This is a genomic window from Pseudomonas sp. ENNP23 (assembly GCF_001728945.1).
GTDB lineage: Bacteria > Pseudomonadota > Gammaproteobacteria > Pseudomonadales > Pseudomonadaceae > Metapseudomonas > Metapseudomonas otitidis.
The window spans coordinates 22,120-45,300 of record NZ_LYSP01000013.1; the positions used below are offsets into that span (position 1 = coordinate 22,120).

Sequence of the window (23,181 nt, forward strand, 5' to 3'; positions counted from 1 at the left end):
GTCGCTGCTTTCGTCGCCTGCCTGGTTGGGCAGTGCGGACCCGGGGGCCTGCTCGAACCGGTGGATTCGGCGGCGCCGACGCACCTGATTGGGCGGGTCGGTTGGACATGAGTCCGGGCCGTGAAACTGGAAAGAATCTTACGTCGGGCGGCGCGACAGAGGATTGCGAAAATTGCTGACTGAACTATCATCTGCGCAACGATTCACTAAAATCATAAGACAATCAGCAATTAAAAATAAAAAGGCGCCAGAAATGGAAAAACTCGATCGCTACGACCTGAAGATCCTCGCCGAATTGCAGCGCGACGCCCGCATCTCCAACCAGGAGCTGGCCGAGCGCATCGGCCTGTCACCCTCACCCTGCTCGCGCCGGGTGAAGCAGTTGGAGGACGACGGCTACATCATCCGCCAGGTCGCCCTGCTGGACCGCAAGAAGCTGGGCCTCAGCCTGACCGCCTACGTGCTGATCGGCATGGACCGCCACACCCCGGAACGCTTCGAGCACTTCCAGTCGGTGATCCGCCAATGCCCCGAGGTGCTGGAGTGCTGCCTGGTCACCGGCATGGAGGCGGACTATCAGCTCAAGGTGGTGGTACCGGACATGGACCACTACCAGCAGTTCCTGCTGGGTCAGCTCACCCGCATCGAAGGCGTCACCAGCGTGCGCTCCAGCTTCGTACTCAACCAGGTGCTGAGCAGCACCGAGCTGCCCCTGGAGCATCTGCGCAATTGAACCAATGAGTGGCAGCGCGCAACGGCGGGCATCGCGTATAATGCGCCCCGCCTTTGCTGTGCCCCGCGTGGTTTCGCCCATAAGAGCCTGCCGGCTCGTATAACGACTAACCGCATCCCTCGCCCTCCACGGCATCCAAGCCTGGTCGCTCGCGGCCGGGTCTGAATCGTTTCGCTGTACGAGGTTGACCAATGAGCCCCGAAAAATTCGAAGAATGGATGATGACGGCGATGATCGCCGGCCTGGTGCTGTTCATGGCGTTCATCGTCTGGGACCTGGCCAAGAAGTCCAAGGCCGGACGGTTCGGCACCTTCATCCTGTTCCTCGCCCTCGGCCTCGGCGTGCTCGGCTTCGTGATCAAGTCGCTGGTGATCGGCGGCCTCGAAGGCGTGTAGCCAACCTCACCCGATCCGTCCGGACCGCCTGATGGCGGGGGCTCGGGCGGTTTCGTTCACCGTTGCCCAGGAGAACACATGAACGCCACCGATCGCGTCATGCAGAGCTATGGACGCTGCTGTGCCAGTTCCGGTTTTTTCGACACGTTCTACAAACTGTTCCTCGCCAGCTCACCGATGATCCGCGCGAAGTTCGCCAACACCGACATGGCCGCGCAGAAGCACCTGCTGCGCCACGGCATCCTCAACCTGGTGATGTATGCCCGTGGCATGCCGGACACCAAGCTGCGCGCCCTGGGCGCCAGCCACTCCCGGGAAGGCTTCGACATCCGCCCCGAGTACTACGACCTCTGGGTCGACGCCCTGCTGAGCACCATCAGCGAGCACGACAAGCAGGCCGATGACGGCGTGCGCGCCGCCTGGCGCGAAGTGCTCACCAAGGGCATCAACGTCATCAAGTCCCACTACTGATCCACCGACGGCCCGCCGCGCTGCGGCGGGTGTCAGTCCAGCCGCGCCGGCACCTCGCGCCATTGCCCCGGCTCCAGGCCATCGAGGCCGAAGGGGCCGATGCGAACCCGCACCAGACGCAGGGTCGGCAAGCCCACCGCCGCCGTCATCCGCCGCACCTGGCGGTTACGCCCCTCACGGATCACCAGCTCCAGCCAGGCCGTCGGCACGCTCTTGCGAAAGCGCACCGGCGGGTTGCGCGGCCACAGCGCCGGCTCCTCGATCAGCCGGGCCTCGGCCGGCAGCGTCGGCCCATCGTTCAGCTCCACCCCGTTGCGCAGGCGCTCCAACTGCGCCGCGTCGGGCGTGCCCTCCACCTGCACCCAGTAGATCTTGGCCAGCTTGTGCTTGGGGTCGGCGATGCGCGCCTGCAGGCGGCCGTCGTTGGTCAGCAACAGCAGCCCCTCGCTGTCACGGTCCAGGCGCCCGGCGGGGTAGATGCCGGGCTGGTCGATGAAGTCCTTCAGGGTCGCCCGGCCCTGGTCGTCGCTGAACTGGGTGAGCACGTCGAACGGCTTGTTCAGCAGCACCAGGCGCGGCTCCACCGGCGGCGCCTTGGCCACCCGGCGCGGAGCGGCCTGAGGGCGACGGGAAGCAGAGCGGGAAGGACGGGGCGGGCGCGACATGCCTGGTTACCAGCGGAAATGGACAGGGGAGCGGAGGCGCATGCTAGGTTGTGCCCCTCCCCGCCGCAAGAGTAAGGACACCATGCCCCGCGCGTTGCGCCCCACCTGGCTGATCAGCCTCATGACCCTCGCCGGCTGTGCCGGCACGCCCTACCAGGGCCCCGTCAGCGATCATTTCGACGGCCAGCGTTTCCAGAACATCGAACCCAAGCCGCACAAGGACTTCTGGTCCTTCATGCGCTGGCAGCTCAACCGCGAGAAGAGCCCCGACTGGGTCGAGCAGCCCACCCCGGCCTTCACCCCCGAAGTGCCCGCCCGCGTAGAGGGCGACGAGCTGCGCGTCACCTACATCAACCACGCCACGCTGCTGATCCAGCACCGCGGGTTGAACATCCTCACCGACCCGGTGTGGTCCGAACGGGTCAGCCCGTTCAGCTTCATCGGCCCGCGCCGGCACCAGGCCGCCGGCCTGACCATGGACCAGTTGCCACCCATCGACCTGATCCTGGTCAGCCACAACCACTACGACCACCTCGACCTGGACACCCTGCGCAGCCTCGCCGAGCGCTTCCCCCTGGCCCGCGTGGTCACCGGCCTGGGCAACGGCCCGCTGATCCGCGAGACCGGCTTCGCCCGCGTCGACGAGATCGATTGGTGGCAGGCCCTGCCCCTGGGCGACGGACTGACCCTCAACGGCGTGCCAGTGCAGCACTGGTCGGCGCGCACCCGCAGCGACACCAACCGCACCCTGTGGCTGGGCTTCGTGCTGGAGTCCCCGGACGGGCCACTGCTGTTCCCTGGCGACACCGGGCTGGGGCCGGAATTCCGCCTCATCCACCAGCGCTTCGGGCCGCTGCGCTTCGCCGCCCTGCCCATCGGCGCCTACGCCCCGCGCTGGTTCATGCGCGACAACCACATGAACCCGGACGACGCCGTGCAGGCCCACAAGCAACTGGACTCCCAGCACAGCCTGGCCATCCACTTCGGCACCTTCCAGCTCACCGACGAAGGGCAGTTCGACCCGCCCCGCGAGCTGGCCAAGGCCCTCGAATACTGGCAAGTGGACCCGGATCGCTTCCGCGTCCCCAGCCCCGGCTACCAGTGGCAGGTGCCAGCGCTGGACCGCGATACCGCAACCGGCCTCGCCCAGGCCAGCGGCAGCTAAGCCATCCCCCAACGAAACGGGCCGCATCACGCGGCCCGTTTGCTTGAAGCCCACCCAGCCTCAGGCCAGGGCAGCCGGCTGCACCTGGGCAGCGGAGGGAATCTGGCGGAGCCAGCGTGAAACCGCCCACTCCCCAGCGATGAAGGCCACGAGCAGGCCGAGCTGCAGCAGCAGCGCGATGTAGAACGGTTTGAACACATGGCCGACCTGGCGCTTCAGCAGGTCCAGCAGGAACTCGGCCTGGAACAGTTGCTCCACGCGCGCATCGAGCACCCCGGCCAGCACCTGTTTATTGAGCCCGCTGTAGTTTGCCGCCTCGCTCACCGCCATCTGGCCCACGGCCTTGCCGATCAGGCTCGCCCGCAGGCGATCGAGCAGGTCCAGGGCCAGGCGCTCGGCCAGCGACGCCTCGGCCCGGGCATCGGCCTCCTCCTGCTGCTCGCCGCGCAGGTACTCCAGCGCCAATTGATTGAGCGCCGCTTGCACGCTGGAACCGCGCAGAGCCTGGAGCTGGCGCTCGTCCTGGGCTGCCACATAGGCCTGGAAGTCCTGCCAGGTGTCATCGGCCAGTCGCTGCACTGCCGGCGTGTAACTGTCCAGGTGCCGGTTGATCTGCTGCTGGCCGCTGTACAGCAGCCCGCCCTGGAACCCCAGCATGCCCCCGGCCAGCGGCAGCAGCAGGAAGTACAACTTGAGCGTCCAGTGGTGCCAGCGCTTGCTACGGGCCAGCCAACCACCACGCTGCAGCAGGATCGCCAGCACCAGGCCGGCGACCGTGCCCAGCAGCAGCGCACCGCTGATCCAGGCGAACAGGCTGAGAAAACTGAAGGGCTCCCAGAATGCTGCAAGTAAGTGTTGGGTCTGTTCCATCGGTGTCACCTCGTTCGTCCTTGGGGGGCCGCAGCTTAAATCGAAACCCGAGCACGCGACTGGCGAGCCGTTCACTGAAGGTCGTCCGACTTTTCAGTACGGACAGAAAAAGGGCCGCATCATGCGGCCCTGTGTCATCAGGAGCGGCTCAGCGGAACGGCGGCTCATCGAAGCTGCGCAGCTTGCGCGAGTGCAGCGAAGTGAGCTGGTTGCGCAGCAGGTCCAGCGCAGCGATGCCGATGCGCAGGTGCTGGCTGACCGCACGCTGGTAGAAGGCGCTCGCCGAGCCGGGCAGCTTGATCTCGCTGTGCAGCGGCTTGTCGGAGACGCACAGCAGCGTCCCGTAGGGCACCCGCAGGCGATAGCCCTGGGCGGCGATGGTGCCGCTCTCCATGTCCACCGCCACTGCCCGCGAGAGGTTGATCAGCGGACGCTCCTGGGCCCAGCGCAGCTCCCAGTTGCGGTCGTCGTAGGTCAGCACCGTGCCGGTGCGCAGGCGCCGCTTGAGGTCCTCGCCGCGCTCGCCGGTGACCAGCGCCGCCGCGTCCTGCAGGGCCTGCTGCACCTCGGCCAGGGCCGGCAGCGGGATGTGCGGCGGCAGCACCCGGTCGAGGATGCCGTCGCGGCGCATGTAGGCGTGGGCCAGCACGTAGTCGCCGATGGTCTGCGACTGCCGCAGCCCGCCGCAGTGTCCGATCATCAGCCAGCAGTGCGGGCGCAGCACCGCCAGGTGGTCGGTGATGTTCTTCGCGTTGGACGGACCGACGCCGATGTTCACCAGCGTCACCCCGTGGCCGTCGTTGGCGATCAGGTGGTAGGCCGGCATCTGGTAGCGGTGCCACACCACGCCGTCGATCATCGCCTGCACCGTCGCCTCGTCCATGTCCCGGTCCACCCGCACGTTGCCGGGCAGCACCATGCTCACGAAGCGCGGGTCCTCGCGCAGCAGGGTCACCCCGTGCTGGATGAACTGGTCGACGTAACGGTGGTAGTTGGTCAGCAGAATCCACGGCTGCACATGGCGCCAGTCGCTGCCGGTGTAATGCACCAGCCGGCGCAGGGAGAAGTCCACCCGCGCCGCATCGAACAGCGCCAGGGGCAGCTCCTCGGCGCTCTCCCAGTCGTACAGCCCGTCGGCCACGCCATCGGTGGCGGCGGACAGGTCCGTGCTGGGGAACACCCGCGCCAGCGCCGCAGCGGTCACATCGGTGCCGGCCAGCTCATCGCCGCTCTCCACCACGTAGGGATAGGGAATGTTCCGCTGGCTCATGCCCACCTCCACCTGCACGGTGAAGTCGCTCATCAGCGGGCGCAGTTGCTCCAGCAGGTATTTGCGGAAGGCATCGGGGTGGGTGACGGTGACGCTGTAGGTGCCCGGCACCTGGATCTTCGCGTAGGCGCGCACCGTGGACGGCACCTCGCCCTGGCAACGGTAGGTGACCCGCAGCTCCGGGTAGCGGAACAGCGCGCGCTGCTCGGCGCTCGGCTCGGTGCGGGACTTGAGAAAGAGCTTGAGGGCCTGGCTGAGGGCCGTGGTGGCCCGCTGATGCAGGGCGGTCAGGCGGTCGACCGCCTCTTCGGCGGTGTGGACAACGAGAAACTCGACGGAATCCGGGGTCACGAGGTGCATCCTGTCTGGGCGTACAGGGGGCTATCTTGCGCCCATCACCCTTCGGCGGCCAAGCCGAGCAGCGCGTGCCGCTGCGTCTATGCTTGCCCGACCGCCCCCGCGAGGCCCGCCGCCATGCACCGCCTGACCAGCCTGCTGTTCGCCGTTGCCACCAGCACCCCACTGTTCGCCGGCGAGCTGGATGGCCGCTTCCAGGCCGACCTGGCGGGCGCCAACACGGTGCTCGACCTGCAGCAGCAGGGCCAGGTCGTCACCGGCCGCTATTCCGAGAACGGCACCCTGCAACTGGACCTGCGCGGCCAGTACGACGGCCAGGTACTCAACGCCGAGATCGTCCTGCCGCAAACCAACCAGGTGATCGCCACCCTCGCCGCCACCTACGGCAACGACCAGCTCAACGCCCACCTCGCCGCCCGTGACCCCGTCAGCGGCCAGGTGCTGGAGCGCCAGGCGCTGTTCCAGCGCAGCCCCTCACACGCCACAGGCACCACCCGCACCGGCGCCGGCACCCTGGACCCGGCGCTGGTCGGCACCTGGGTCCACGAAGACATCATCAACAGCGGTGGCGCCAGCTTCGCCTCCTTCAACACGGTGCTCACCCTGCACCTCGCCCCCGACGGCCGCGTCGAGCAATGGAGCCGCTCCGTCGGCGGCGGCTCCGACTGGAGCTACGACAGCGACGGCACCCTCCAGTACGCCGGCCAATGGCAGACCACCGACGGCATCCTCCTCGTCCGCCCCGACGGCGGCACCGACTACCAGCCCGCCACCCGCTACCGCTTCAGCGCCCCCTACCTGGTGACCGAAGACCAGGGCGGCCGGAAGATCTGGCAGCGGCGGTAGGGTCGCGACGCTCATCCCCACGTTTGTGGGGAACAGGCTTCGACCTTCGGCAGTCTGGTTGGCTCTTCTGGATCATCCCCACGCCCGTGGGGAACACGTGCCGGTGTCCCTGCTCGCGGGTGATGCGAACGGTTCATCCCCACGCCCGTGGGGAACACATCGACTGCACGACATGGATCTGGGGCGCGTTCGGTTCATCCCCACGCCCGTGGGGAACACAGCTTGGTCAGCTCATCGAGCAACGAGGCCGCCGGTTCATCCCCACGCCCGTGGGGAACACCCGAGGGCAGTCATGCCGTCCGGGGGGACCAGCGGTTCATCCCCACGCCCGTGGGGAACACATGAAGATCGACATCGCACACCGCTGCGCCGACGGTTCATCCCCACGCCCGTGGGGAACACCTGAGTGAGGAAGGACATGCGCATCAGTTCTGCGGTTCATCCCCACGCCCGTGGGGAACACTCTCTTTTCTGGTTGCCATGGCTCAGTCACTCCGGTTCATCCCCACGCCCGTGGGGAACACACCAACTGCAACCCCTTGTTCTCAAAGATAAAAATCACCTCCTGAAAATCTACCGATTATTTGGGTGTGGAATCTGCGGTGGTCGGTGGCAGGAAGGCCACCAGCCGCAGGCCGTCGTGGTCCACCGGTTCGCGGCGGTTGCTGCCGAGGGTCTGGAAGTCGTAGCCGGACTCGTTCTGGCTGGCCCAGGCCATGACCACACTGCCGTCCTCGTACCCGGCTTCGAGCTGCTGCCAGATCATTTCCCGGGTGCGCCGCGAGACGTCGCCGATGTACACCCCCGCGCGCACCTCCAGCAGCCAGATGGCCAGGCGCCCGCGCAGGCGTGGCGGGACGTTCTCGGTGACCACGGTGAGAAAGGCCATCACCGGCTCCGGTGGCCGGCATCGCCGGGGCTGTCGGGGTTGGGGATGGCCGGCGGTACGGACTCCGGCGGCGCCTCGGGCGGGTGGATACCGCCGGCTGCGAGCACCTCTTCGATCAGCGGGATGATGCGACCCAGCAGCTTGTCCGAGCGGAACAGGTCGCGGCAGGCCAGGCGCACCTCGCGCTCCGGCTCGGCCGGGGCCTTGGCGGCGATGCGGAAGGCCAGCGGCACCACCGTCTCGAATTTGTACAGGTCGGCAATGTCGTAGACGAAGGACAGCGGCTTGCCGGTGTGGATGAAGCCCACCGCCGGGGCATAGCCGGCGGCCAGCACCGCTGCCTCGGTGATGCCGTAGAGGCAGGCGGTGGCGGCGGAGAGGCAGCGGTTGGGGATATCTGCCGCCTCCCACTGCTGGCGGTCGTAGTTGCGCGACTGCCAGTTCACCTTGTGCTCCTGGGCCAGCAGCTTGTAGGTGCCGCGCACCCGGGCGCCCTCGATGCCGCGCAACTGCTCGACGCTGCGCCGGGCGGGCGCGGGCTCGCCGAAGCGCACCTCGTACATCTTGCGCACCACCTTCAGCCGCAGTTCGTCGTCCAGGGCCAGGCGTGCCTGGTAGAGCAGGCGGTCGGCCCGCGCACCGCCGGGCTGGCCGCTGGAGTAGAGGCGCACCCCGGACTCCCCCACCCACACCAGCAGCGTCCCCACGGTGGCGGCCAGGTTGACCGCCGCGTGGGAGATGCGTGTGCCGGGCTCCAACATGATGCAGGCCACCGAGCCCACCGGGATGTGCTTGCGCACGCCGTTCTTGTCGATCACCACGAAAGCGCCGTCGAGCACGTCGATCTGCCCATAGCGAATGAAGACCATGGGGACACGGTCCTTCATCGGCAGCGGCTTGAGGGCACCTCTAAAAACTACCTGCGTTGTCATCGCGGCGTTAAAAACAGGCTCAAAATGCTCATTTACCGCACGTAAACTGCGCTTTTTCGCCTGTTTTCGCCTTGCGCTGACTGCCTCGCCTACGTTTTTAGAGGCCCCCGTGAGCGGCGGCAGCATCACCCCCTCCCCAGGCTCAGCAACCCGCAGCCGAAGGCCTTGCCCGGCCCGATGCCGGCGCACAGGGCCGTGGCCAGGGCGCCGGCATCACGCACCCGCAGGCGCCCTTCGAAGCAGGCCCGCAGCAGGCTGATGCGGCTGTCGCCCTTGCGGCTCCTGAGCAGTTCGCTGCCGGTCACCAGCGCCGCTTCGACGCTGAAGCCCAGGCGCTCGCCCTGGCGGGCCAGCCAGGCCAACTGGGCCTCCTCCCCCACCAGGCCGAGGCGCTTGCCGTCACGGGTGACGGTGGGGTTGGCGAACAGGCGGAAGCGGAAGCACGCCTGCTCGCGCACCCAGGTTTCAGGGGCCCACTCGCGGGTTTCCACCTCGCCCTTGAGGTAGTTCGGCTGCCCGGCCAGAAAGGACCAGTCGCCTGCTTCGACAGACTGCACCAGCAGCTCGGGGCTGCCCCAGGCAGCGGTCGGCTCGACGCGCCAGAGGAAACGCGGTGGCGTCTGCTGCGCATCACGGACGAAGGCCCGCACCAGGCTGCGGTGCATCTCGTAGGGGTCGGCCAGGTCACGCCGCGCCAGGGCGCTGCGCGGGTCAAGCCGCAGACGGGTCAGGTACATGGGCGGCTCCGGTGAAGTACAGGTCGGGTTTGACGAAACGCGGGCCGAAGCGCCGCTCGGCGAAGGGCGCCACGGGCTGGTCGAGGCGCACGCTGCCCTCGCTGGGGTGCTCCAGCAGCACCCGCCGGGGCGTCTCCGGCACCTGGCCGGTGAGCAGGCAGGGCCAGGTGGCCAACGCCTGCTCCAGGGGCTCGTCCCGCAGACCATCGGGCAGGTACACCGGCAGCGACGGGACGAAGCTCTTGCGCCCCAGGGCCAGCGGCCACACCGGGCGGGCCAGGGCCGCGTGGATGCGCGCCAGCAACGCCCGGTCGCCCTCCAGGCCGACGAGAAAGGCAGCATCGGCGAGGAAGAAGCGCGGGCTCACCACGGTGCGCCCCAGGTCCGCCTTGCCGCTGGCGGCGATGACCACGCCGGTGGCGGTCTGGTAGTCACGCATGGGCACACCCTCCTGCTCCACCCGCACGCCCATGCGCAGGGCGGCGAGGTCATCCACCGGCTCGCGGCGGTCACGGCCCAGGGCGGCGCAGGCCAGCCCGAGCACGCCGGACTTGGACGGTTCCAACTGGGTGTCGCGCTCGTCGAAGCGGCTGGTGGTGCCCCAGGACTGCAACGGCCCCTTGAGGCACAGCAGCAACGTGGCCATGGTCAGCCCTCCAGTGCGGCAGCGGCCCGCTCGCGCACGGCCTGGGCCAGGCCGGCGAGGCTGCTGGCCGGGGTGCCCTTGTCGGTGGGCCAGCGGCCGGTGAGGTCGAGGCTCAGCCACTGGTCCTCGGGGCTGGCGTAGACGGCGGCGAGCTTGGCCTCGTAGGTGGCCAGGCGCTCGACGGACTGCTCGGTGAGGGCCTGGTCCTGGCGCGGCGCCACGGGCTTCTCGAAGGCGTTGGCGAGGTTCAGCGGGGTGGCGTGGCGCAGGCTGACGCCGATGAACTCCGGGGCGTTGTGGGCGGCGAAGCTGTTCTGCTTGCCACTGGGGATGGCCAGCGCCAGGGCGCGCACGAAGGCCTCGACGGCGGCCAGGGTCAGCTCGCGGTCGCCCTGCAGGTTGTCCAGCAGCTTGTGCAGGTCGAGCACGGCGTAGCGGTAGAGGGTGGCGGAGTTGAACTCCACCTGGCCGATCATGCCGGCGCCGGTCTCGTCCTCGTCGCCCTTGTCGTCCACGGCGGTGAAGTAGTCGAACTCGCGCTCGACGCGGTGGGTGCTGATGGCGTGGGCGACCTGGCAGGCGGCGTGCTGGTTGGCCGCCGGCAGGTCGGCGAGCATGCGCCCGAACAGCGCCACGTCCACCGCCTTGCCGCCGTCGAGCAGGGCCTTGGCCTGCTTCACCAGCTCGGCGGGCAGGCTGGCCTTGGCGTCCTTCTTGCTCTTCTTGTCGCCGCCGACCGGCAGCGCGTCCCAATGCTGTTCGATGAGCTGGGCGAAGGCGGCCACTTCACCCTCACCGAGGAACAGCAGGTATTCGGTCCTGCCGTTGTCCTTGAGCTTGAGGCCGGCGGCGCCCAGGGCAGCCTCCACCTTGCCCTCGGCCTGTTCGGGGTCACGCCCGGCCAGGCGCTCCAGCAGCAGCGCCTTGAGCTTCTGGGTGCGGATGCCGCGATGGGCCTCGGACAGCAGCTCGTGCTGGCTGGCGGCCAGGCGGATGGCGCGCTTGAAGCACTGGCTGCTGACCCGCGCGCGGCGCTGGCCGCCGAAGATCGCGTCCTTGGGGGCGCCGGTGTCGTCGCGGTTGAGGTTGGAGGGGGCGAAGTTCTGGATCAGGTGGAATTCGAGGAACAGGCTCATGAACGGGTCATCCTTTACGCGGTTTCAAGGGGGGCGTCGGGGGTGGGCTGGGCAGCCCGGTAGAAGTCGCGGGCCCAGCGCTGGCGCAGCCGGCCCGGGTCGTGGCCGGGGTTCATCCACTGGGTGAGGTCGTCGAGCAGGCAGCCGTAGTCCAGCCCGATGGACTTGGCCGCCAGCAGGCTGATGGCCTGACGCAGGTACTCGACGATGTTCTCGGCATCGGCACCGAGCAGGGCGATGAAGCGCCCCTCGATGCTGCCGCTGCCGTCGCGGTACAGCTCTCCCAGCGCGCTGCCCAGGCTCTGGGCAGCCTGCTGCGGATGCAGGGCGAACAAGCCTGCCACCGCATACAGCGCCAGGCGCCGCGCGTCCCGCTCATGGGCGGCATGGCCGGCAAAACGCTCCACATACGGGTAGGCACGCGGGTAACTGCCGGGCGCAAAGGCCAGGCTGTGGCGCAGCGCCGCCAGGGCGCCTCGGTCACGAGCCTTGAGCGCCTCCAGGTGGGCGATGAACGAGTCGGTGTGGTCACTCACGAAACGGCCTCCTTGTCGGTTGCAACGGGTTCGGGGCGTGGCGCCTGGGTGTTCAACAGGGCGCGAAAACGCGGCCAGTAGCGGGCATCGGCCCGTACCGCGCGGGGGGACCGGCCAAGGCCGGCCAACTGGTGGTCCCAGGCGCACTCGGCGGCCCGGCGGCAGGTGTTCAGCCAGTCGCTGTGGGCCTGTTCCAGATTCCCGGCGTCCAGCGCCGCCAACAGCGGCGCCAGACCGCGCTCGGTTTCGGCGAAGTAACTGGCAGCCAGCGGGCCGCTCTCCACCCGGCTGCGAGCATTGGCGCGGGTGTCCTTGTGGTTGGGGTCTGGCAGGGTCTCGCCGACCAGGCCACTGGCCAGGCGCTTGAGGGCAAGGAACAGGGCTTCGCTGGCGGCTAGGGCAATCCCCAGCACCTGGGCTTTTTGTGGCTCGCACAGCAGGCTGGCGGGCAGTTCCCATTGCTCAAGACGCCAACGCAGCAGTTTGGCCTGGTCGCTGGCAAGGCCGGCCGCCAGCAAAGGCTGGTGATGCTCACGAGGCTTGAGTTTGGCGTGCAGGCTGGCCGCGTAGTTCATGACCGCTGCGGCACGGCCCGCTCCGCCGGAGGTGGGCAGCAGGGCCGGCAGGTCACGCCAGAGCGCGCGCCCGTCGCTGAAGCTGAGGCGCACCGGGCCCGTGGTGCCCTCTCGGAAGCTGGCCATGGGGTCGGGGGCGTTGGGGTCTTCGCCCAGAGCCAGCCCGGCGGCGAAGTGCAACCAGCGGATGTCGCCCTCGGCCTCACGGCACAGCAGCACGGCCCGGCTCAGGCGGGTGTAGCGGTCGTTCGGCCCGCTGGCCAGCACCGGTTCGCCGCGCAATGCGGCGATGCTCGGCGGCTCGCGCTCCCAGCTCGGCAGGTCGGGCTCGTCCCCTTCCCTGAAGGCAGGGTGCAGCGCCAGGCAGAGGGTCTGGGCCAGGGTCGGCCCGACGGGAATGAACGCAGCGGTGTTGACCAGGGCGCCGGCCTTGTCGGCATCGCGCAGCACCTTCACCAGCCCGCCCGGGGTGAATTGCAGGAAGCCGAGCAGGGTCGACAGGGCCTGGGCCGGGCTGATCGCCTGTGGGGCGCTGTCCAGGGCGTGGTCGAACACCACCGGGGTGTTGCCGCTGCTGCTGGCCAGGGCGATCTGCGTCCAGGGTTTGCGCTTGTCACGGGTTTCCTCGGCCTGGGCCAGGGCTGGCACCTGCATGAAGGGGTACTGCGGGTGGAACAGCCAGAAGCGCTCGCGCCACTGCTCCAGGTAGGCGCGGATCGCCTCCAGGGGCAGGCCCTCGCGGTACCAGCGGGCCCGCTCACCGATGCTCCAGGCCCCTTGAGCCGAAAGCGCGCGGTGGGTGATGGCCAGCAGCAGGCGGTACTGCGCCACCAGGTTGGGCGGCGCGGTGTCGGCCAGGGCGACGATCTCGCCACTGCGGGCGAAGACCTCCAGCAACCCCAGCGCCAGCACCCGGCCATCGGCCAGGCGCACGGGTAGCCAGGGTTCGTCCAGCAGGCAGTAGTCCTTGCTCATGGGTGCTCCTTGTTGGGGGCTTCGGTGGGCTCGTAGACCAGCCCGAGTTCGTCATCCAGCCGCAGGTGCAGCCCGGCGTCGGCATAAAGCCCGGCCTGCAGGGGCAGAGGATAGGCATTGCGCAACAGCGGGTTCTGGAAGGCGGGTGGGGGTTCGGCCTTGAGGCGCTTGACCAGGGCGGTACGGGACACCTTGAGCTGGCGCGCGCACAAGCGTCGGGCCAAGGCATCGGGCACCGGACTGGCGGGGTCGAAGGCGGGTTCGCCCAGTCTCGGGCGCCAGCCTTCGGCGGTCACTTCCAGCGGAATCAGGGTGATGGATTCGCGCCCGAGGCGGGTCTTGTTCTCCCAGCCGGTGCCCTCGCCTTCTTCATGCCCCTTGGGCTTGTTGGCGTAGGCCTCGTCCAGAGGGTCGCGCGGGTCGATGGCGATGTTCTGCGCTTCCTGGCGCTCCTTCTTCAGCCGGGCCAGGTACTCGCCGTAGCGTTCGATCTCGATCTGCGTCTGGATCGCGTCCTCAAGGTCCTCGGGCAGGGGCTCGTCGCCGTAGACAAGCTGCACCAGGCGGTCGATATCACCGGGGAGCTGGAGTTGCGCCTCGTCCCGCAGCAAGGCCCAGGTGCGCAGGAGGATGTAGGGGTCGTAGACGTAGCCCCAGGCGGTGTCCTTGAGGTCCGGCGGGGCCTCGCGTCCCAGCCCGGCGATATGCAGCCGGGCCTGCTGGTGACGCTCGGGGCGTGCGCTTCGGGTGTGCCGGTGCAGGCGGCCGGCGCGTTGCAGCAGCAGGTCCACCGGGGCCAGGTCGCTGAGCATGAAGTCGAAATCAATGTCCAGGGATTGTTCGGCGACCTGGGTGGCCACCAGCAGCGCCCGCGCCGGTCGCTCGCCCGTGGCGCCGAAGGCCGCCAGCACCTCGCGCTCGCGCTGGGCGCGCTGGTCGGCGGGGAAGCGTGCGTGGAACAGCAGCAGGGTGGCCGATTTCCCCAGTTGCTCGCGCAGGTGGCGGTAGAGCTGCTGCGCCCGCTCCACGGTGTTGACGATCAGCGCGCCACAGCCGCCGCCCGCCAGCAGGTCGAGGGCGGCTTCGGCCAGGGCCTCCAGGCTCTCCCCCAGCGGGGCGAGCTGGATGGGTGCCTGGTCGCGGGCCTTGAAGGACTCGCCCTGTACCTGGCCGCCCGTCGCCAGCAGCAGGCGCGGGTAAGCCTGCTCGGGGATGCTCGCGGCGTCCACCGCCCAGGCCCGCAGCAGTTCGTTGCGCCGGGCGGCGGGCAGGGTGGCGCTCATCAGCACCACCGAGCAGCCCATGGCCTTGAGCCAGCGCAGCAGGACGACGATCAGGCCGTTGGTGTAGGCGTCGTAAGCGTGCACTTCGTCCAGCACCACCACCCGGTTGGCCAGGCCCCAGAGGCGGACGAAGTGGTGCTTGACGTTGAGCACGCCGAACAAGGCCTGGTCGACGGTGCCGACGCCGTAGGGCGAGAGCAGCGGGCGTCGGCGCTGGGCGAACCAGGCGGAGGCGGCGAGGCTTTCCTGCGGGTCTTCGGCGATGCCGCGCAGGCGCTGGATGTCGTCGTTCAGGGCGGCGCCGCCGTGCACCAGTTGCAGGTCCAGCGGGCCCTGGCGAAAGGCATCGAGAAAGGTGCCGGCGCGCTGGAACAAGGCGTTGCCGGTGGCCTGGGTGGGCAGGGCGACGTAGAGCCCACGGTGCTGGTTGGCCGCTTGCAGGCGCAGGTGGGCGAGGAAGGCGAGTTCGGTCTTGCCCTCGCCCATGGGCGCCTCCACCAGCAGCAGGGCGGGCTCGTTCACCCCGTGCATCAGGCGGTCGCCGGCCTGTTGCAGGGGGCGCGCGCTGAGGTCATCGCGGCCGACGATGCGGCGCAGGGCGGCGTCGGTGTCCAGCCCTTCAGGCGCCAGGCCGCGGTAGGGCTGCCAGCCGATCCGCGCAAGTGCGGTACGGGCACGCTCACCAGCATCGGCGTAGTAGGCGCGGAGGTCGTCGAAGCCGCGCTCGCCCAGGCTGAACCACTCGGGGTTGGAGGCGATCCAGTCGGCGGCGCTGGTGAGCCCGGCCAGCCAGTTGATGGCGGCCAGGGGCAGGCGCTCGGCACTGGGCCGCCCCTGGGGGGCGAGCAGGTGCCAGAACGCGCTGAACACTTCTGCCCGCACGGCGGCCCAGGCGGGCACTTCGGCCGGCGGGGTGCCGTTCTGCACCTCGGTGGGCTGGAAGTGATAGCCGTGGTGCGCGCTGACGGCCCGCACAACCTGCTGCAACCAGTCGGATGACGCCACCGCAAGACTGTCCAGAACAGACTCCAGCAGGGCGGCGGTGGCCAGGTCGTGGCGGTCCACCCGCTGGGCCAGGATGGAGAAGGCGAGGCCGTGGGCCTGGTCGGCCTGCATGTCTTCCTTCCACTTGGCCTGGAAGCCGGGAATGCCCTTGCCGAAGTCGTGCAGCCCGGCCAGGGCGGCGATCCAGCGGGGGCAGGCGGTGGGGTCGAGGCCGAAGGCCGTGGCGGCCCATTGGCGGGTGGAAGGGGGCTCGATGGCCAGCAGGCTTTCAACCACGGCGGCCACATCCAGCAGGTGCGCCAGCAGGCCATGACCGGTCGGCTCGCCACTCTTGGCCCAGAGGCCACGGGCCGCTGCCGACAGGGCGGAAAATGCGACAAGGTGTTCGGTGTCCATCCAGCCTCCTTGCTTAGCGACCCGGCGACGTTACTGCAGCACCGCCGCCGCTTCCAAGGGGTTTCCACCCGGCTGCGACGCATTGACCCCCTCCCCGCCCCCGCATAGACTGCGCGCCCCGCGTTATCCACCGAAGACCGCTGCGATGTTCACGCCCCTGCACCCGGCCCTTGTTGCCCAGCCCGATCCGGCGCTGGCGGCCAATGCCTGGCCGCGTGATGCCCTGTTGAAGCGTCGCCGCAGCGTGCTGTTCGCCTTCACCTTCTCGCCTCCCGCCCTCCCCGTCTGAGCCCTGCGCTGTCGCGCGGCGTTCCCTTCGCTCATTCCCGGCATGCGTCCGTGCGCGTGTCGTTCTGTCGTTGATCCATGGCCAGGCCCGGGCCGGTTACCTGCGGGCGGGAGTCGAAATGAACCATCGTGTGTTGCTGCTGGTGCTGATCTTCGCCGTGTCGGTGGTTGGGCTGAGCATGGGGGCGACGCTGCCCCTGGTGTCGCTGCGGCTGATGGAGGCCGGTGCGTCGAGCCTGGAGATCGGGGTGCTGAGTGCGATGCCGGCGGCGGGGATGATCCTGGCCGCGTTTCTGGTGGCGCCGCTGTGCCGGCGCCTGTCGGGACGCGGGTTGTACCTCGGCTGCTTCGTGCTCTGCGCCCTGGCGGTGGCGGCGCTGGAGCTGCCGACCTCCACGCCCCTGCTGGTGGCGGCGCGGCTGCTGCTGGGGGTGGCGATGGGGGTGGTGGTGATCCTCGGGGAATCCTGGGTCAACGTGCTGTGCGACGAGGCCAGGCGGGGCCAGGTGGTGGCCTTCTATGCCGCCTGTTTCACCGGCTGCCAGTTGGGCGGGCCGGCGCTGATCGGCCTGCTCGGGGCGCAGAGCCCCTGGCTGGTGGCACTGGTGGTGCTGGCCAACCTGCTGGCCCTGGCGGCGGTGGCCCGGGGGCTGCCGGGCGGCTGGGGCCAGGCCGCCGAGGATGAGGTGCGCACCTTCTCGCTGGCGGGCTTCCTGCGGGTGGCCCCGGCGCTGTGTACGGGAGTGCTGTTCTTCGCCTTCTTCGATGCGGTGGTGCTGTCGCTGTTCCCGGTCTACGCCAGCGCCCATGGCTATGCGGTGGGCATCGCGGCGCTGATGGTGACGGTGATCCTGGCCGGCGACATGGCCTGCCAGGTGCCGCTGGGCTGGCTGTCGGACCGCACCGAGCGCGGCCGCCTGCACCTGGTCTGCGGGGTGGCGGCGCTGGGCATCGGCATGGCGCTGCCCTGGCTGATCACCCGGCCCACGCTGCTGTGGCCGGCGCTTGTGCTGCTGGGGGCGGTGGCGGGGGGCGTCTACACCCTGGCGCTGGTGCGCATCGGCGAGCGTTTCAGCGGGCAGGACCTGGTCACGGCCAACGCCTGCGTGGGCATGTTGTGGGGCATCGGCAGCCTGGTGGGGCCGCTGCTGAGCGGCGCGTTGATGGGCACCGGCCCCCACGGTCTGCCCCTGGCGCTGAGCCTGGCAGCGGCGCTGTTCGTGGTCACGGCGCTGACCGGCCAGCGCCGGCTGGCGGAGCGGGCGGCCTAGGGCCGGGGCGCGGCTGGGTGATGGGGTTCGCCGAGCTCACCCCATCCTACGCAGGCCCCGCAGTGGGGCCTGGCCATTCCGGTTTGGGGTGGGTTCGTCCCCACGCACGTGGGGAACACGCAGTTGTCCTCCAGAGACTCCGGCCGTCCTCCCGGTTCATCCCCACACCCGTGGGGAACACCATTTTCACCGCACCCTCGGGGATGCGGCGCTTCGGCTCATCCCCACACCCGTGGGGAACACACATCCAGGAAGCCAACGCCCTGCTCGACGAGCGGTTCATCCCCACACCCGTGGGGAACACGACACCAAGGGCGAGATCCGCACCGCCAGCGTCGGTTCATCCCCACACCCGTGGGGAACACGTGAGTTTTCACAGGTCGTTCTCCTCTGCATCGGGTTCATCCCCACACCCGTGGGGAACACGACCCATGCAAACCCGATTTCGCCAGATCCGCCGGTTCATCCCCACACCCGTGGGGAACACTCTTCCCGTAACCCGCTGATCCCAGAGGGAAAAGCCGGCAGCGGGAAATCTACCGGCTGTTTTCCCTTGTTGCCAGGGTGGCGTCAGGCCAGGTGCGGGGTGCTGCGGGCGACCAGGGCTTCGACGTCGATGCCGCGCGGGAGGGTGCCGTAGACCCGGCCGCTGCCGCCGAGGCGGCTGGCGATGAAGGCGTCGGAGACGGTGGCGTTGCCGGCCTCCAGCAGGAGCTTGGCCTGGAGGGCGACGGCGACGTCTTCGGTGAGCTGGCGGGCGCGGTACTGGATGTCGGCGGTGTCGTGGAAGGCGGCCTTGAGGTTGTTGATCTGCGCGGCGAGGCGGGCGTCGCCGTGGCCGTCGCCCAGTTCGCTGAACAGGGCATCGAGCACGCCAGGCTCCTTGGACAGGGCGCGGAGGACGTCCAGGCACTGGACGTTGCCGGAGCCTTCCCAGATGGAGTTGACCGGGGCTTCGCGGTACAGGCGCGGGAGGATGGTCTCTTCGACGTAGCCGGCGCCGCCCATGCATTCGCTGGCCTCGTAGACCATTTCGGGGGCGCGCTTGCAGATCCAGTACTTGCCGACGGCGGTGACCAGGCGGGCGAAGCGGTCTTCCTGCTCGTCGTGCAGGTTGTCGAGGGCGCGGCCCATGCGCAGGCTGAGGGCCAGGGCGGCTTCGCTCTCCAGGGCGAGGTCGGCGAGGACGTTCTGCATCAGCGGCTGGTCGGCCAGGACCTTGCCGCCGACCTTGCGGTGGGCGCAGTGGTGGGCGGCCTGGGTGAGCGCCTGACGCATGAGGGAGCTGGAGCCGACCATGCAGTCGAAGCGGGTCATGGCGACCATTTCGATGATGGTGGGCACGCCGCGCCCTTCCTCGCCGACCATCCAGGCCAGGGCGCCGCGGTATTCCACTTCGCTGGAGGCGTTGGCCCAGTTGCCCAGCTTGTTCTTCAGGCGCTGGACGTAGAAGGCGTTGCGGCTGCCGTCCGGGCGGTGGCGCGGCAGGAGGAAGCAGGACAGGCCCTTGTCGGTGTAGGCGAGGGTGAGGAAGGCGTCGCACATGGGCGCGGAACAGAACCACTTGTGGCCCACCAGCTCGTAGGCCTCCCCCGGGCCGCCGAGGCCGATGGGGTGGGCGCGGGTGGTGTTGGCGCGGACGTCGGTGCCGCCCTGCTTCTCGGTCATGGCCATGCCGATGGTGACGCCGGGCTTCTGCTCCATGGGTACGTTGCGCGGGTCGTATTCGGTGGCGAGGATCTTCGGCAGCCAGCGCTCGGCGAGGTTGGGCTGCAGGCGGATGGCGGGCACGGCGGCGAAGGTCATGGTCAGCGGGCAACCACTGGCGGCCTCGGCCTGGCTGTGCAGGTAGGTGAGGCCGGCGCGGGCGACATGGGCGCCGGTGCGCGGGTCCTGCCAGGGCAGCGAGGTGAGGCCGTGTTCGACGGCGGTGCGCATCAGTTCGTGGTAGGCCGGGTGGAACTCCACCAGGTCAACGCGATGTCCGTAGCGGTCATGGCTCTTGAACACCGGCTTGTGTTCGTTGGCGAGAAAGCCCGCCTGCATCAGCGGGCCGCCGGCCAGGGCACCGTAGACGTCGAGGCGTGATTCGGCCCAGCCGGCGCCGTAGCGGCGGGTCCATTCCTGCAGGGGCAGGTCGAGGCGGTAGAGGTTGGCGCCGTCGAGGGTGGGCACCTGGTTGAACACGTCGTGGGTTTCGGCGTAGTGGGACTGGCTCATGGAATCCTCCTAGCAAGCTGTTGAAAAACTAACTGCGTTGCCGCTGCGGCGTTGAAAACGCCCTCGTGCGCGAGTCCGATCAAAATGCTCATTTACAGCACGTAAACTCCGCTTTTTCGGCCGTTTTCGCCTTGCATCGCCTGCCTCGTTAACGTTGTTCAACGGCCTGCTAAGCAGGCGGGTGCGCACCAACGGCACGCAGGCAGAAGATGACGAGGTGCCGGCAGACCGCTTCGAGTTCGCTGCGCGACTGGTCGGCATCACGGGCGGCACGGGCGGCTGGCGAGAGCGGTCCGACCAGGGATTCGGAGATGGCGCCCACCAGGCAGGCGGCGACCAGGGCGGGGGCTTCGACCTGGAATTCGCCGCTGGCGATGCCGGATTCGAGCAGTTCGATGAAACGCTCGGCATAGGCCTCGCGGAAGCGCAGGCGCTGTTCGTCCACTTCCGGCTCCACCGGTTCGGCGATCAGGGCGAAGGCCAGTTGGCGGCTGTGCCAGGCGCGCTCGGCGAAGCGTTGCAGACCATTGGCGAGTCGCTCGGTAGCACTGCCGGGGCCGCGCAGGTGCTCGCTGAGCACGTCCACTTCAACCTGGCTGGCGCGGGCGAAGACTTCGGCAGCCAGCTCGCCCTTGTTGCGGAAGTGGCGGTAGAGGCTGCCGGTGGCGATGCCGACGTCATCGGCCAGGGCCTGCATGGTGAGGACGGCGAAGCCGCCTTCGGCAACCCGCGCCAGGGCGCAGTCGAGGATGCGTTGGCGCAGGGCCTGGTCGCGGTCGATTCGTTGGGCGGTGACGCGGTAGGACATGGTCTGAATCCTGATTCACTGGCAGTGAGTGAATCAGGATTCAGACTTTGGATGAAAGCGGGGAACCCGACGATGAAGGCGGCATTCCGGCCGGTGGGTGACCGATCAGGCGGGATGTTCGCCGGCGCGGCAAAGCACCCAGTCATGCAGCAGGGTGCGCAGTTCCTCGAACTTCACCGGCTTGGCGAGGTAGTCGCTCATGCCCGCCGCCAGGCAGCGTTCGCGGTCGCCGCTGTGGCTGTGGGCGGTGACGGCGAGCACCGGCAGTTCGGCGCATTCGGGCAGGCTGCGCAGGGCGCGGCAGGTGGCGAAGCCGTCCATGACCGGCATCTGGCAGTCGAGCAGAACGCCGTCGATGCGCTCGCGGCGCAGCAGTTCGAGGGCTTCGGCGCCGTTGTCGGCGGTACGCACGCGGTAGCCGAGCTTGAGCAACATGCCGCGGGTCACCAGTTGGTTGATGGTGTTGTCCTCCACCACCAGCACGGTGCATTGCTCGGGGCGGCGCTGGGCCTGGGCGACGGCGCGGCGTATCGGGGCCGCCTCGCGCTGGGCGGGGCGAGTCAGGCTGAGGGCCAGTTGGAAGCAACTGCCCTGGCCGGGTTCGGAGCGGTGGGTGAGCTGACCGCCGAGCAGCTCGACCAGTTGCCGCGCCAGGGCCAGGCCGATGCCGAGGCCGCCGTAGGCACGGGTCATGGAGCCGTCAAGCTGGCGGAAACCGCTGTAGAGGCTGCCATCGGGCGGGGTGGAGAAGCCGATGCCGGTGTCTTCCACCGCAACCATCAGGCGCAGAACGCCGCCGGGCTCCTGGCCTTGGCCGGTGACCCGCAGCATGACGCCACCCCGGGCGGTGAACTTGACGGCGTTGTCCAGCAGGTGGCCGAGGATCTGCCCAAGCTTGCCGGCATCGCCTTCGAGGGTGTCGGGCAGGCTTTCGTCCAGCTCCAGGGCGAAGGTCAGGCCCTTCTCTTCGGCGCGCGGGGCGTACTGGGCGCGCAGGCTGTCGAACAGGCCGCGCAGGCTGAAGGTCTCGCGACGGGGGTAGAGCTTGCCGGCCTGCAGCTCGGTCATGGCGAGGATGTCGTTGACCAGCCGCATCATGTCCTTGGCGGAGCTGGCGGCGGTCTTCTGGTACTGCTCCAGCTCGACGTCGAGCGGGAGGGTCTGCATCAGTTCGAGGGAGCCGATCACGCCGTTCATGGGGGTACGCAGCTCGTGGGTGACGGTGGCGAGGAACTCGTCCTTGAGGCGATTGCTCTCGGCCAGTTCGCGGTTCAGCGTCTCCAGCTTGCGCCCGGACTCCTGGAGAATGCGGGTGCGCTCTTCCTTCATGGCGTTGATGCGGTCGGCCAGGGCAAGGGACAGCAGGCTCACCTCCAGCGCGGAGCCGATCTGGCTGGCGTACATGGTGATGAAGAGGTTGGGCAGGTAGCCGAGCACCATGAGGGTGTTGATCACCCCACCGGCGAGGAAGGCGCTCCAGGCGAATATGAAATAGCGCGCCACACGCATGCCGCGCAGCCAGGCGAGGATGCCGGCGGCAAAGATGACCACGGTGAAGACCAGCGCCAGGGTGGTGGCCAGGCGCAGGGCGATGCCGTAGCTGGCGACCAGGGACAGGAGCATGGCGAGCACGCCGATGGCCATCAGCACCAGCAGGCTGCGGTCGATCCAGGGGCTGTGGTCGGCGGTGTGCAGGAAGCTGCGGGCGAACTGGCAGCCGAACAGCCCGGCGGAGCCGATCAGGAACGGGGTGGAGGCGTTGGCCCACCAGGGGCTGTTGGGCCAGAAGTACTGGATGCCGGCGCCGTTGACGGAGATCTGGTAGAGGCCGAACGAGGCGATATAGAGGATGTAGTAGAGGTAGCTGGTGTCGCGAACGCTGAGGTAGATGAAGAGGTTGTAGATGAGCATCACCAGCAGCACGCCGTAGATGATGCCGAGCACGTAGATTCGCCCGGGCTGCTCTTCCATGTAGGCCTGGGGCGACCAGAGGGTAAGCGGGACCTGGATCGAGCCTTGGCTGTTCACCCGCAGATAAAGCCGTTGAGGCTGGTTGGGCTGCAGGTTGAGGTTGAACAGGTAGTTGTTCTGCTTGATCTCGCGGCTGGCGAACGGCAACCCGTCGCCGGTGCGCTGGGCGAGCCGGTAGCCGCCTTCGCTGTCGGGCAGGTAGAGCTCGATGTGGTCCAGCGGCGGGTAGGCCAGCTCCAGCAGCCAGGGCTGCTGGCCACCGAGATCACGCGGGCGATAGCTGAGGTCGAGCCTGATCCAGAACACCGAGCGCGAATAGCCGGCATTGAGCACGGGCTTGTCGCTGCGGCGGAAGCTGCGATCCAGCGCGGGGGAGGTGATGTCGGCGAGTGTGGCATCGCCGCGGACGTCTTCGAAGACGTCCATGTGCAACCCGAGGGGCAGTTGGCGGGTGTGCTCGTCGAACTCCACTGCGAACACGGCGGTGGAGAGGAACAGGGACAGGAAAAGGAGAACGTGACGCATGAAGCCCCGCAAAGGCCGTCGCACGCCTCGGGAAGTCCCTTTCCTTCCCGGAGCCGAAGCGTCACGCAGGGCCTGGTTGTTCGAATGCGCACACTCTAGCACAGCATCGGGGCGCCATAGGAGGCACTCTGCCATCCCCCTCAACCGCTCTGGAATGGGCATTACGGGCACACCCAAACGGACCTTTCAGCGCTTTTCGACGGATGGCGGGGCCCC

Annotated in this window: 21 protein-coding genes and 2 CRISPR repeat arrays; of the genes, 7 read left to right on the forward strand and 14 right to left on the reverse strand. The window is 68.7% G+C overall.

Annotated elements, in window-relative coordinates; genetic code table 11:
• The first annotated feature begins 253 nt into the window (after nt 1–253).
• The 3 genes from A9G05_RS09645 to A9G05_RS09655 all read left to right on the forward strand — a co-directional run bounded on the left by A9G05_RS09645 (nt 254) and on the right by A9G05_RS09655 (nt 1,599).
• Nucleotides 254–733, forward strand: a complete 480-nt coding sequence (locus tag A9G05_RS09645) for an Lrp/AsnC family transcriptional regulator (protein ID WP_069560766.1) — start codon at nt 254–256, stop codon at nt 731–733.
• A 191-nt stretch (nt 734–924) separates the two neighbouring features.
• On the forward strand, nt 925–1,128 hold the full coding sequence (locus A9G05_RS09650) for a DUF2788 domain-containing protein (protein WP_069560767.1): 204 nt from the start codon (nt 925–927) through the stop codon (nt 1,126–1,128).
• Nucleotides 1,129–1,206: 78 nt separating this feature from the next.
• Nucleotides 1,207–1,599: a globin gene (locus A9G05_RS09655; protein WP_044410677.1), complete on the forward strand. Its 393-nt coding sequence runs from the start codon at nt 1,207–1,209 to the stop codon at nt 1,597–1,599.
• 32 nt (nt 1,600–1,631) lie between these two features.
• On the opposite strand, the gene A9G05_RS09660 is transcribed toward A9G05_RS09655, so the two are convergent.
• Nucleotides 1,632–2,201 carry a pseudouridine synthase gene (locus A9G05_RS09660; RefSeq protein WP_171902708.1) on the reverse strand — a complete coding sequence of 190 codons (570 nt, stop codon included), beginning with the start codon at nt 2,199–2,201 and terminating at the stop codon, nt 1,632–1,634.
• Nucleotides 2,202–2,346: 145 nt separating this feature from the next.
• On the opposite strand from A9G05_RS09660, the gene A9G05_RS09665 reads away from it, so the two are divergent.
• A complete protein-coding gene (locus A9G05_RS09665) occupies nt 2,347–3,429 on the forward strand; it encodes an MBL fold metallo-hydrolase (protein ID WP_069560769.1) in 1,083 nt (360 codons plus the stop codon).
• A 60-nt stretch (nt 3,430–3,489) separates the two neighbouring features.
• On the opposite strand, the gene A9G05_RS28305 is transcribed toward A9G05_RS09665, so the two are convergent.
• Together A9G05_RS28305 and amn are read right to left on the reverse strand one after the other, a co-directional pair.
• On the reverse strand, nt 3,490–4,299 hold the full coding sequence (locus A9G05_RS28305) for a hypothetical protein (RefSeq protein WP_069560770.1): 810 nt from the start codon (nt 4,297–4,299) through the stop codon (nt 3,490–3,492).
• Nucleotides 4,300–4,447: 148 nt separating this feature from the next.
• Nucleotides 4,448–5,920 (reverse strand): AMP nucleosidase, encoded by a 1,473-nt coding sequence (amn, locus tag A9G05_RS09675; RefSeq protein ID WP_371850559.1) that lies wholly within the window; start codon nt 5,918–5,920, stop codon nt 4,448–4,450.
• A gap of 123 nt (nt 5,921–6,043) precedes the next feature.
• Between amn and A9G05_RS09680 the strand changes: the two genes are divergently transcribed.
• On the forward strand, nt 6,044–6,772 hold the full coding sequence (locus A9G05_RS09680) for a hypothetical protein (protein WP_069560772.1): 729 nt from the start codon (nt 6,044–6,046) through the stop codon (nt 6,770–6,772).
• A 7-nt stretch (nt 6,773–6,779) separates the two neighbouring features.
• Nucleotides 6,780–7,296: direct repeats of the CRISPR family, unit length 29 nt; unit sequence CGGTTCATCCCCACGCCCGTGGGGAACAC.
• Between the two features lie 56 nt (nt 7,297–7,352).
• Here the strand turns inward: A9G05_RS09680 and cas2e are convergent.
• The 8 genes from cas2e to A9G05_RS09720 all read right to left on the reverse strand — a co-directional run bounded on the left by cas2e (nt 7,353) and on the right by A9G05_RS09720 (nt 15,882).
• Nucleotides 7,353–7,661, reverse strand: a complete 309-nt coding sequence (cas2e, locus tag A9G05_RS09685) for a type I-E CRISPR-associated endoribonuclease Cas2e (RefSeq protein ID WP_069560773.1) — start codon at nt 7,659–7,661, stop codon at nt 7,353–7,355.
• Nucleotides 7,661–8,530 carry a type I-E CRISPR-associated endonuclease Cas1e gene (cas1e, locus tag A9G05_RS09690; protein ID WP_256548335.1) on the reverse strand — a complete coding sequence of 290 codons (870 nt, stop codon included), beginning with the start codon at nt 8,528–8,530 and terminating at the stop codon, nt 7,661–7,663. Before cas1e ends, cas2e begins: the two co-directional genes overlap by 1 nt.
• A gap of 188 nt (nt 8,531–8,718) precedes the next feature.
• A complete protein-coding gene (gene cas6e, locus A9G05_RS09695) occupies nt 8,719–9,330 on the reverse strand; it encodes a type I-E CRISPR-associated protein Cas6/Cse3/CasE (RefSeq protein ID WP_069560775.1) in 612 nt (203 codons plus the stop codon).
• Nucleotides 9,305–9,976, reverse strand: a complete 672-nt coding sequence (gene cas5e, locus A9G05_RS09700; protein ID WP_069560776.1) for a type I-E CRISPR-associated protein Cas5/CasD — start codon at nt 9,974–9,976, stop codon at nt 9,305–9,307. Before cas5e ends, cas6e begins: the two co-directional genes overlap by 26 nt.
• Before the next feature lie 2 nt (nt 9,977–9,978).
• The gene (cas7e, locus tag A9G05_RS09705) at nt 9,979–11,112 is read right to left on the reverse strand and encodes a type I-E CRISPR-associated protein Cas7/Cse4/CasC (RefSeq protein WP_069560777.1); all 1,134 of its coding nucleotides are present in this window, start codon (nt 11,110–11,112) and stop codon (nt 9,979–9,981) included.
• Between the two features lie 14 nt (nt 11,113–11,126).
• Nucleotides 11,127–11,648 carry a type I-E CRISPR-associated protein Cse2/CasB gene (casB, locus tag A9G05_RS09710; RefSeq protein WP_069560778.1) on the reverse strand — a complete coding sequence of 174 codons (522 nt, stop codon included), beginning with the start codon at nt 11,646–11,648 and terminating at the stop codon, nt 11,127–11,129.
• A complete protein-coding gene (gene casA, locus A9G05_RS09715) occupies nt 11,645–13,198 on the reverse strand; it encodes a type I-E CRISPR-associated protein Cse1/CasA (RefSeq protein WP_069560779.1) in 1,554 nt (517 codons plus the stop codon). Before casA ends, casB begins: the two co-directional genes overlap by 4 nt.
• Nucleotides 13,195–15,882 carry a CRISPR-associated helicase/endonuclease Cas3 gene (locus A9G05_RS09720; RefSeq protein WP_069560780.1) on the reverse strand — a complete coding sequence of 896 codons (2,688 nt, stop codon included), beginning with the start codon at nt 15,880–15,882 and terminating at the stop codon, nt 13,195–13,197. The genes casA and A9G05_RS09720 overlap by 4 nt, the downstream gene beginning before the upstream one ends.
• A gap of 145 nt (nt 15,883–16,027) precedes the next feature.
• Between A9G05_RS09720 and A9G05_RS27615 the strand changes: the two genes are divergently transcribed.
• Nucleotides 16,028–16,171 carry a hypothetical protein gene (locus A9G05_RS27615; RefSeq protein ID WP_160158606.1) on the forward strand — a complete coding sequence of 48 codons (144 nt, stop codon included), beginning with the start codon at nt 16,028–16,030 and terminating at the stop codon, nt 16,169–16,171.
• Nucleotides 16,172–16,289: 118 nt separating this feature from the next.
• Nucleotides 16,290–17,441, forward strand: a complete 1,152-nt coding sequence (locus A9G05_RS09725) for an MFS transporter (protein ID WP_069560781.1) — start codon at nt 16,290–16,292, stop codon at nt 17,439–17,441.
• Nucleotides 17,442–17,532: 91 nt separating this feature from the next.
• Nucleotides 17,533–17,928: direct repeats of the CRISPR family, unit length 28 nt; unit sequence GGTTCATCCCCACACCCGTGGGGAACAC.
• Nucleotides 17,929–18,011: 83 nt separating this feature from the next.
• Here A9G05_RS09725 and A9G05_RS09730 read toward each other — a convergent pair.
• The 3 genes from A9G05_RS09730 to A9G05_RS09740 form a co-directional block, all read right to left on the reverse strand.
• Nucleotides 18,012–19,661, reverse strand: coding sequence for an acyl-CoA dehydrogenase family protein (locus A9G05_RS09730; RefSeq protein ID WP_069560782.1), 1,650 nt, complete (start codon nt 19,659–19,661; stop codon nt 18,012–18,014).
• A gap of 169 nt (nt 19,662–19,830) precedes the next feature.
• Entirely contained in the window at nt 19,831–20,469 is a 639-nt protein-coding gene (locus tag A9G05_RS09735; protein ID WP_069560783.1) for a TetR/AcrR family transcriptional regulator, read from the reverse strand.
• A gap of 105 nt (nt 20,470–20,574) precedes the next feature.
• Nucleotides 20,575–22,965 carry a hybrid sensor histidine kinase/response regulator gene (locus tag A9G05_RS09740; protein WP_069560840.1) on the reverse strand — a complete coding sequence of 797 codons (2,391 nt, stop codon included), beginning with the start codon at nt 22,963–22,965 and terminating at the stop codon, nt 20,575–20,577.
• Between the last annotated feature and the right edge of the window lie 216 nt (nt 22,966–23,181).

Excerpts from the sequence above, each read along its gene's own strand:
- A9G05_RS09645 (WP_069560766.1), top strand. The coding sequence starts at position 254 with ATGGAAAAACTCGATCGCTACGACCTGAAGATCCTCGCCGAATTGCAG.
- A9G05_RS09650 (WP_069560767.1), top strand. The coding sequence starts at position 925 with ATGAGCCCCGAAAAATTCGAAGAATGGATGATGACGGCGATGATCGCC.
- A9G05_RS09655 (WP_044410677.1), top strand. The coding sequence starts at position 1,207 with ATGAACGCCACCGATCGCGTCATGCAGAGCTATGGACGCTGCTGTGCC.
- A9G05_RS09665 (WP_069560769.1), top strand. The coding sequence starts at position 2,347 with ATGCCCCGCGCGTTGCGCCCCACCTGGCTGATCAGCCTCATGACCCTC.
- A9G05_RS28305 (WP_069560770.1), bottom strand. The coding sequence starts at position 4,299 with ATGGAACAGACCCAACACTTACTTGCAGCATTCTGGGAGCCCTTCAGT.
- A9G05_RS09680 (WP_069560772.1), top strand. The coding sequence starts at position 6,044 with ATGCACCGCCTGACCAGCCTGCTGTTCGCCGTTGCCACCAGCACCCCA.
- cas2e (WP_069560773.1), bottom strand. The coding sequence starts at position 7,661 with ATGGCCTTTCTCACCGTGGTCACCGAGAACGTCCCGCCACGCCTGCGC.
- cas1e (WP_256548335.1), bottom strand. The coding sequence starts at position 8,530 with ATGGTCTTCATTCGCTATGGGCAGATCGACGTGCTCGACGGCGCTTTC.
- cas6e (WP_069560775.1), bottom strand. The coding sequence starts at position 9,330 with ATGTACCTGACCCGTCTGCGGCTTGACCCGCGCAGCGCCCTGGCGCGG.
- cas5e (WP_069560776.1), bottom strand. The coding sequence starts at position 9,976 with ATGGCCACGTTGCTGCTGTGCCTCAAGGGGCCGTTGCAGTCCTGGGGC.
- cas7e (WP_069560777.1), bottom strand. The coding sequence starts at position 11,112 with ATGAGCCTGTTCCTCGAATTCCACCTGATCCAGAACTTCGCCCCCTCC.
- casA (WP_069560779.1), bottom strand. The coding sequence starts at position 13,198 with ATGAGCAAGGACTACTGCCTGCTGGACGAACCCTGGCTACCCGTGCGC.
- A9G05_RS09720 (WP_069560780.1), bottom strand. The coding sequence starts at position 15,882 with ATGGACACCGAACACCTTGTCGCATTTTCCGCCCTGTCGGCAGCGGCC.
- A9G05_RS27615 (WP_160158606.1), top strand. The coding sequence starts at position 16,028 with ATGTTCACGCCCCTGCACCCGGCCCTTGTTGCCCAGCCCGATCCGGCG.
- A9G05_RS09725 (WP_069560781.1), top strand. The coding sequence starts at position 16,290 with ATGAACCATCGTGTGTTGCTGCTGGTGCTGATCTTCGCCGTGTCGGTG.
- A9G05_RS09730 (WP_069560782.1), bottom strand. The coding sequence starts at position 19,661 with ATGAGCCAGTCCCACTACGCCGAAACCCACGACGTGTTCAACCAGGTG.
- A9G05_RS09735 (WP_069560783.1), bottom strand. The coding sequence starts at position 20,469 with ATGTCCTACCGCGTCACCGCCCAACGAATCGACCGCGACCAGGCCCTG.
- A9G05_RS09740 (WP_069560840.1), bottom strand. The coding sequence starts at position 22,965 with ATGCGTCACGTTCTCCTTTTCCTGTCCCTGTTCCTCTCCACCGCCGTG.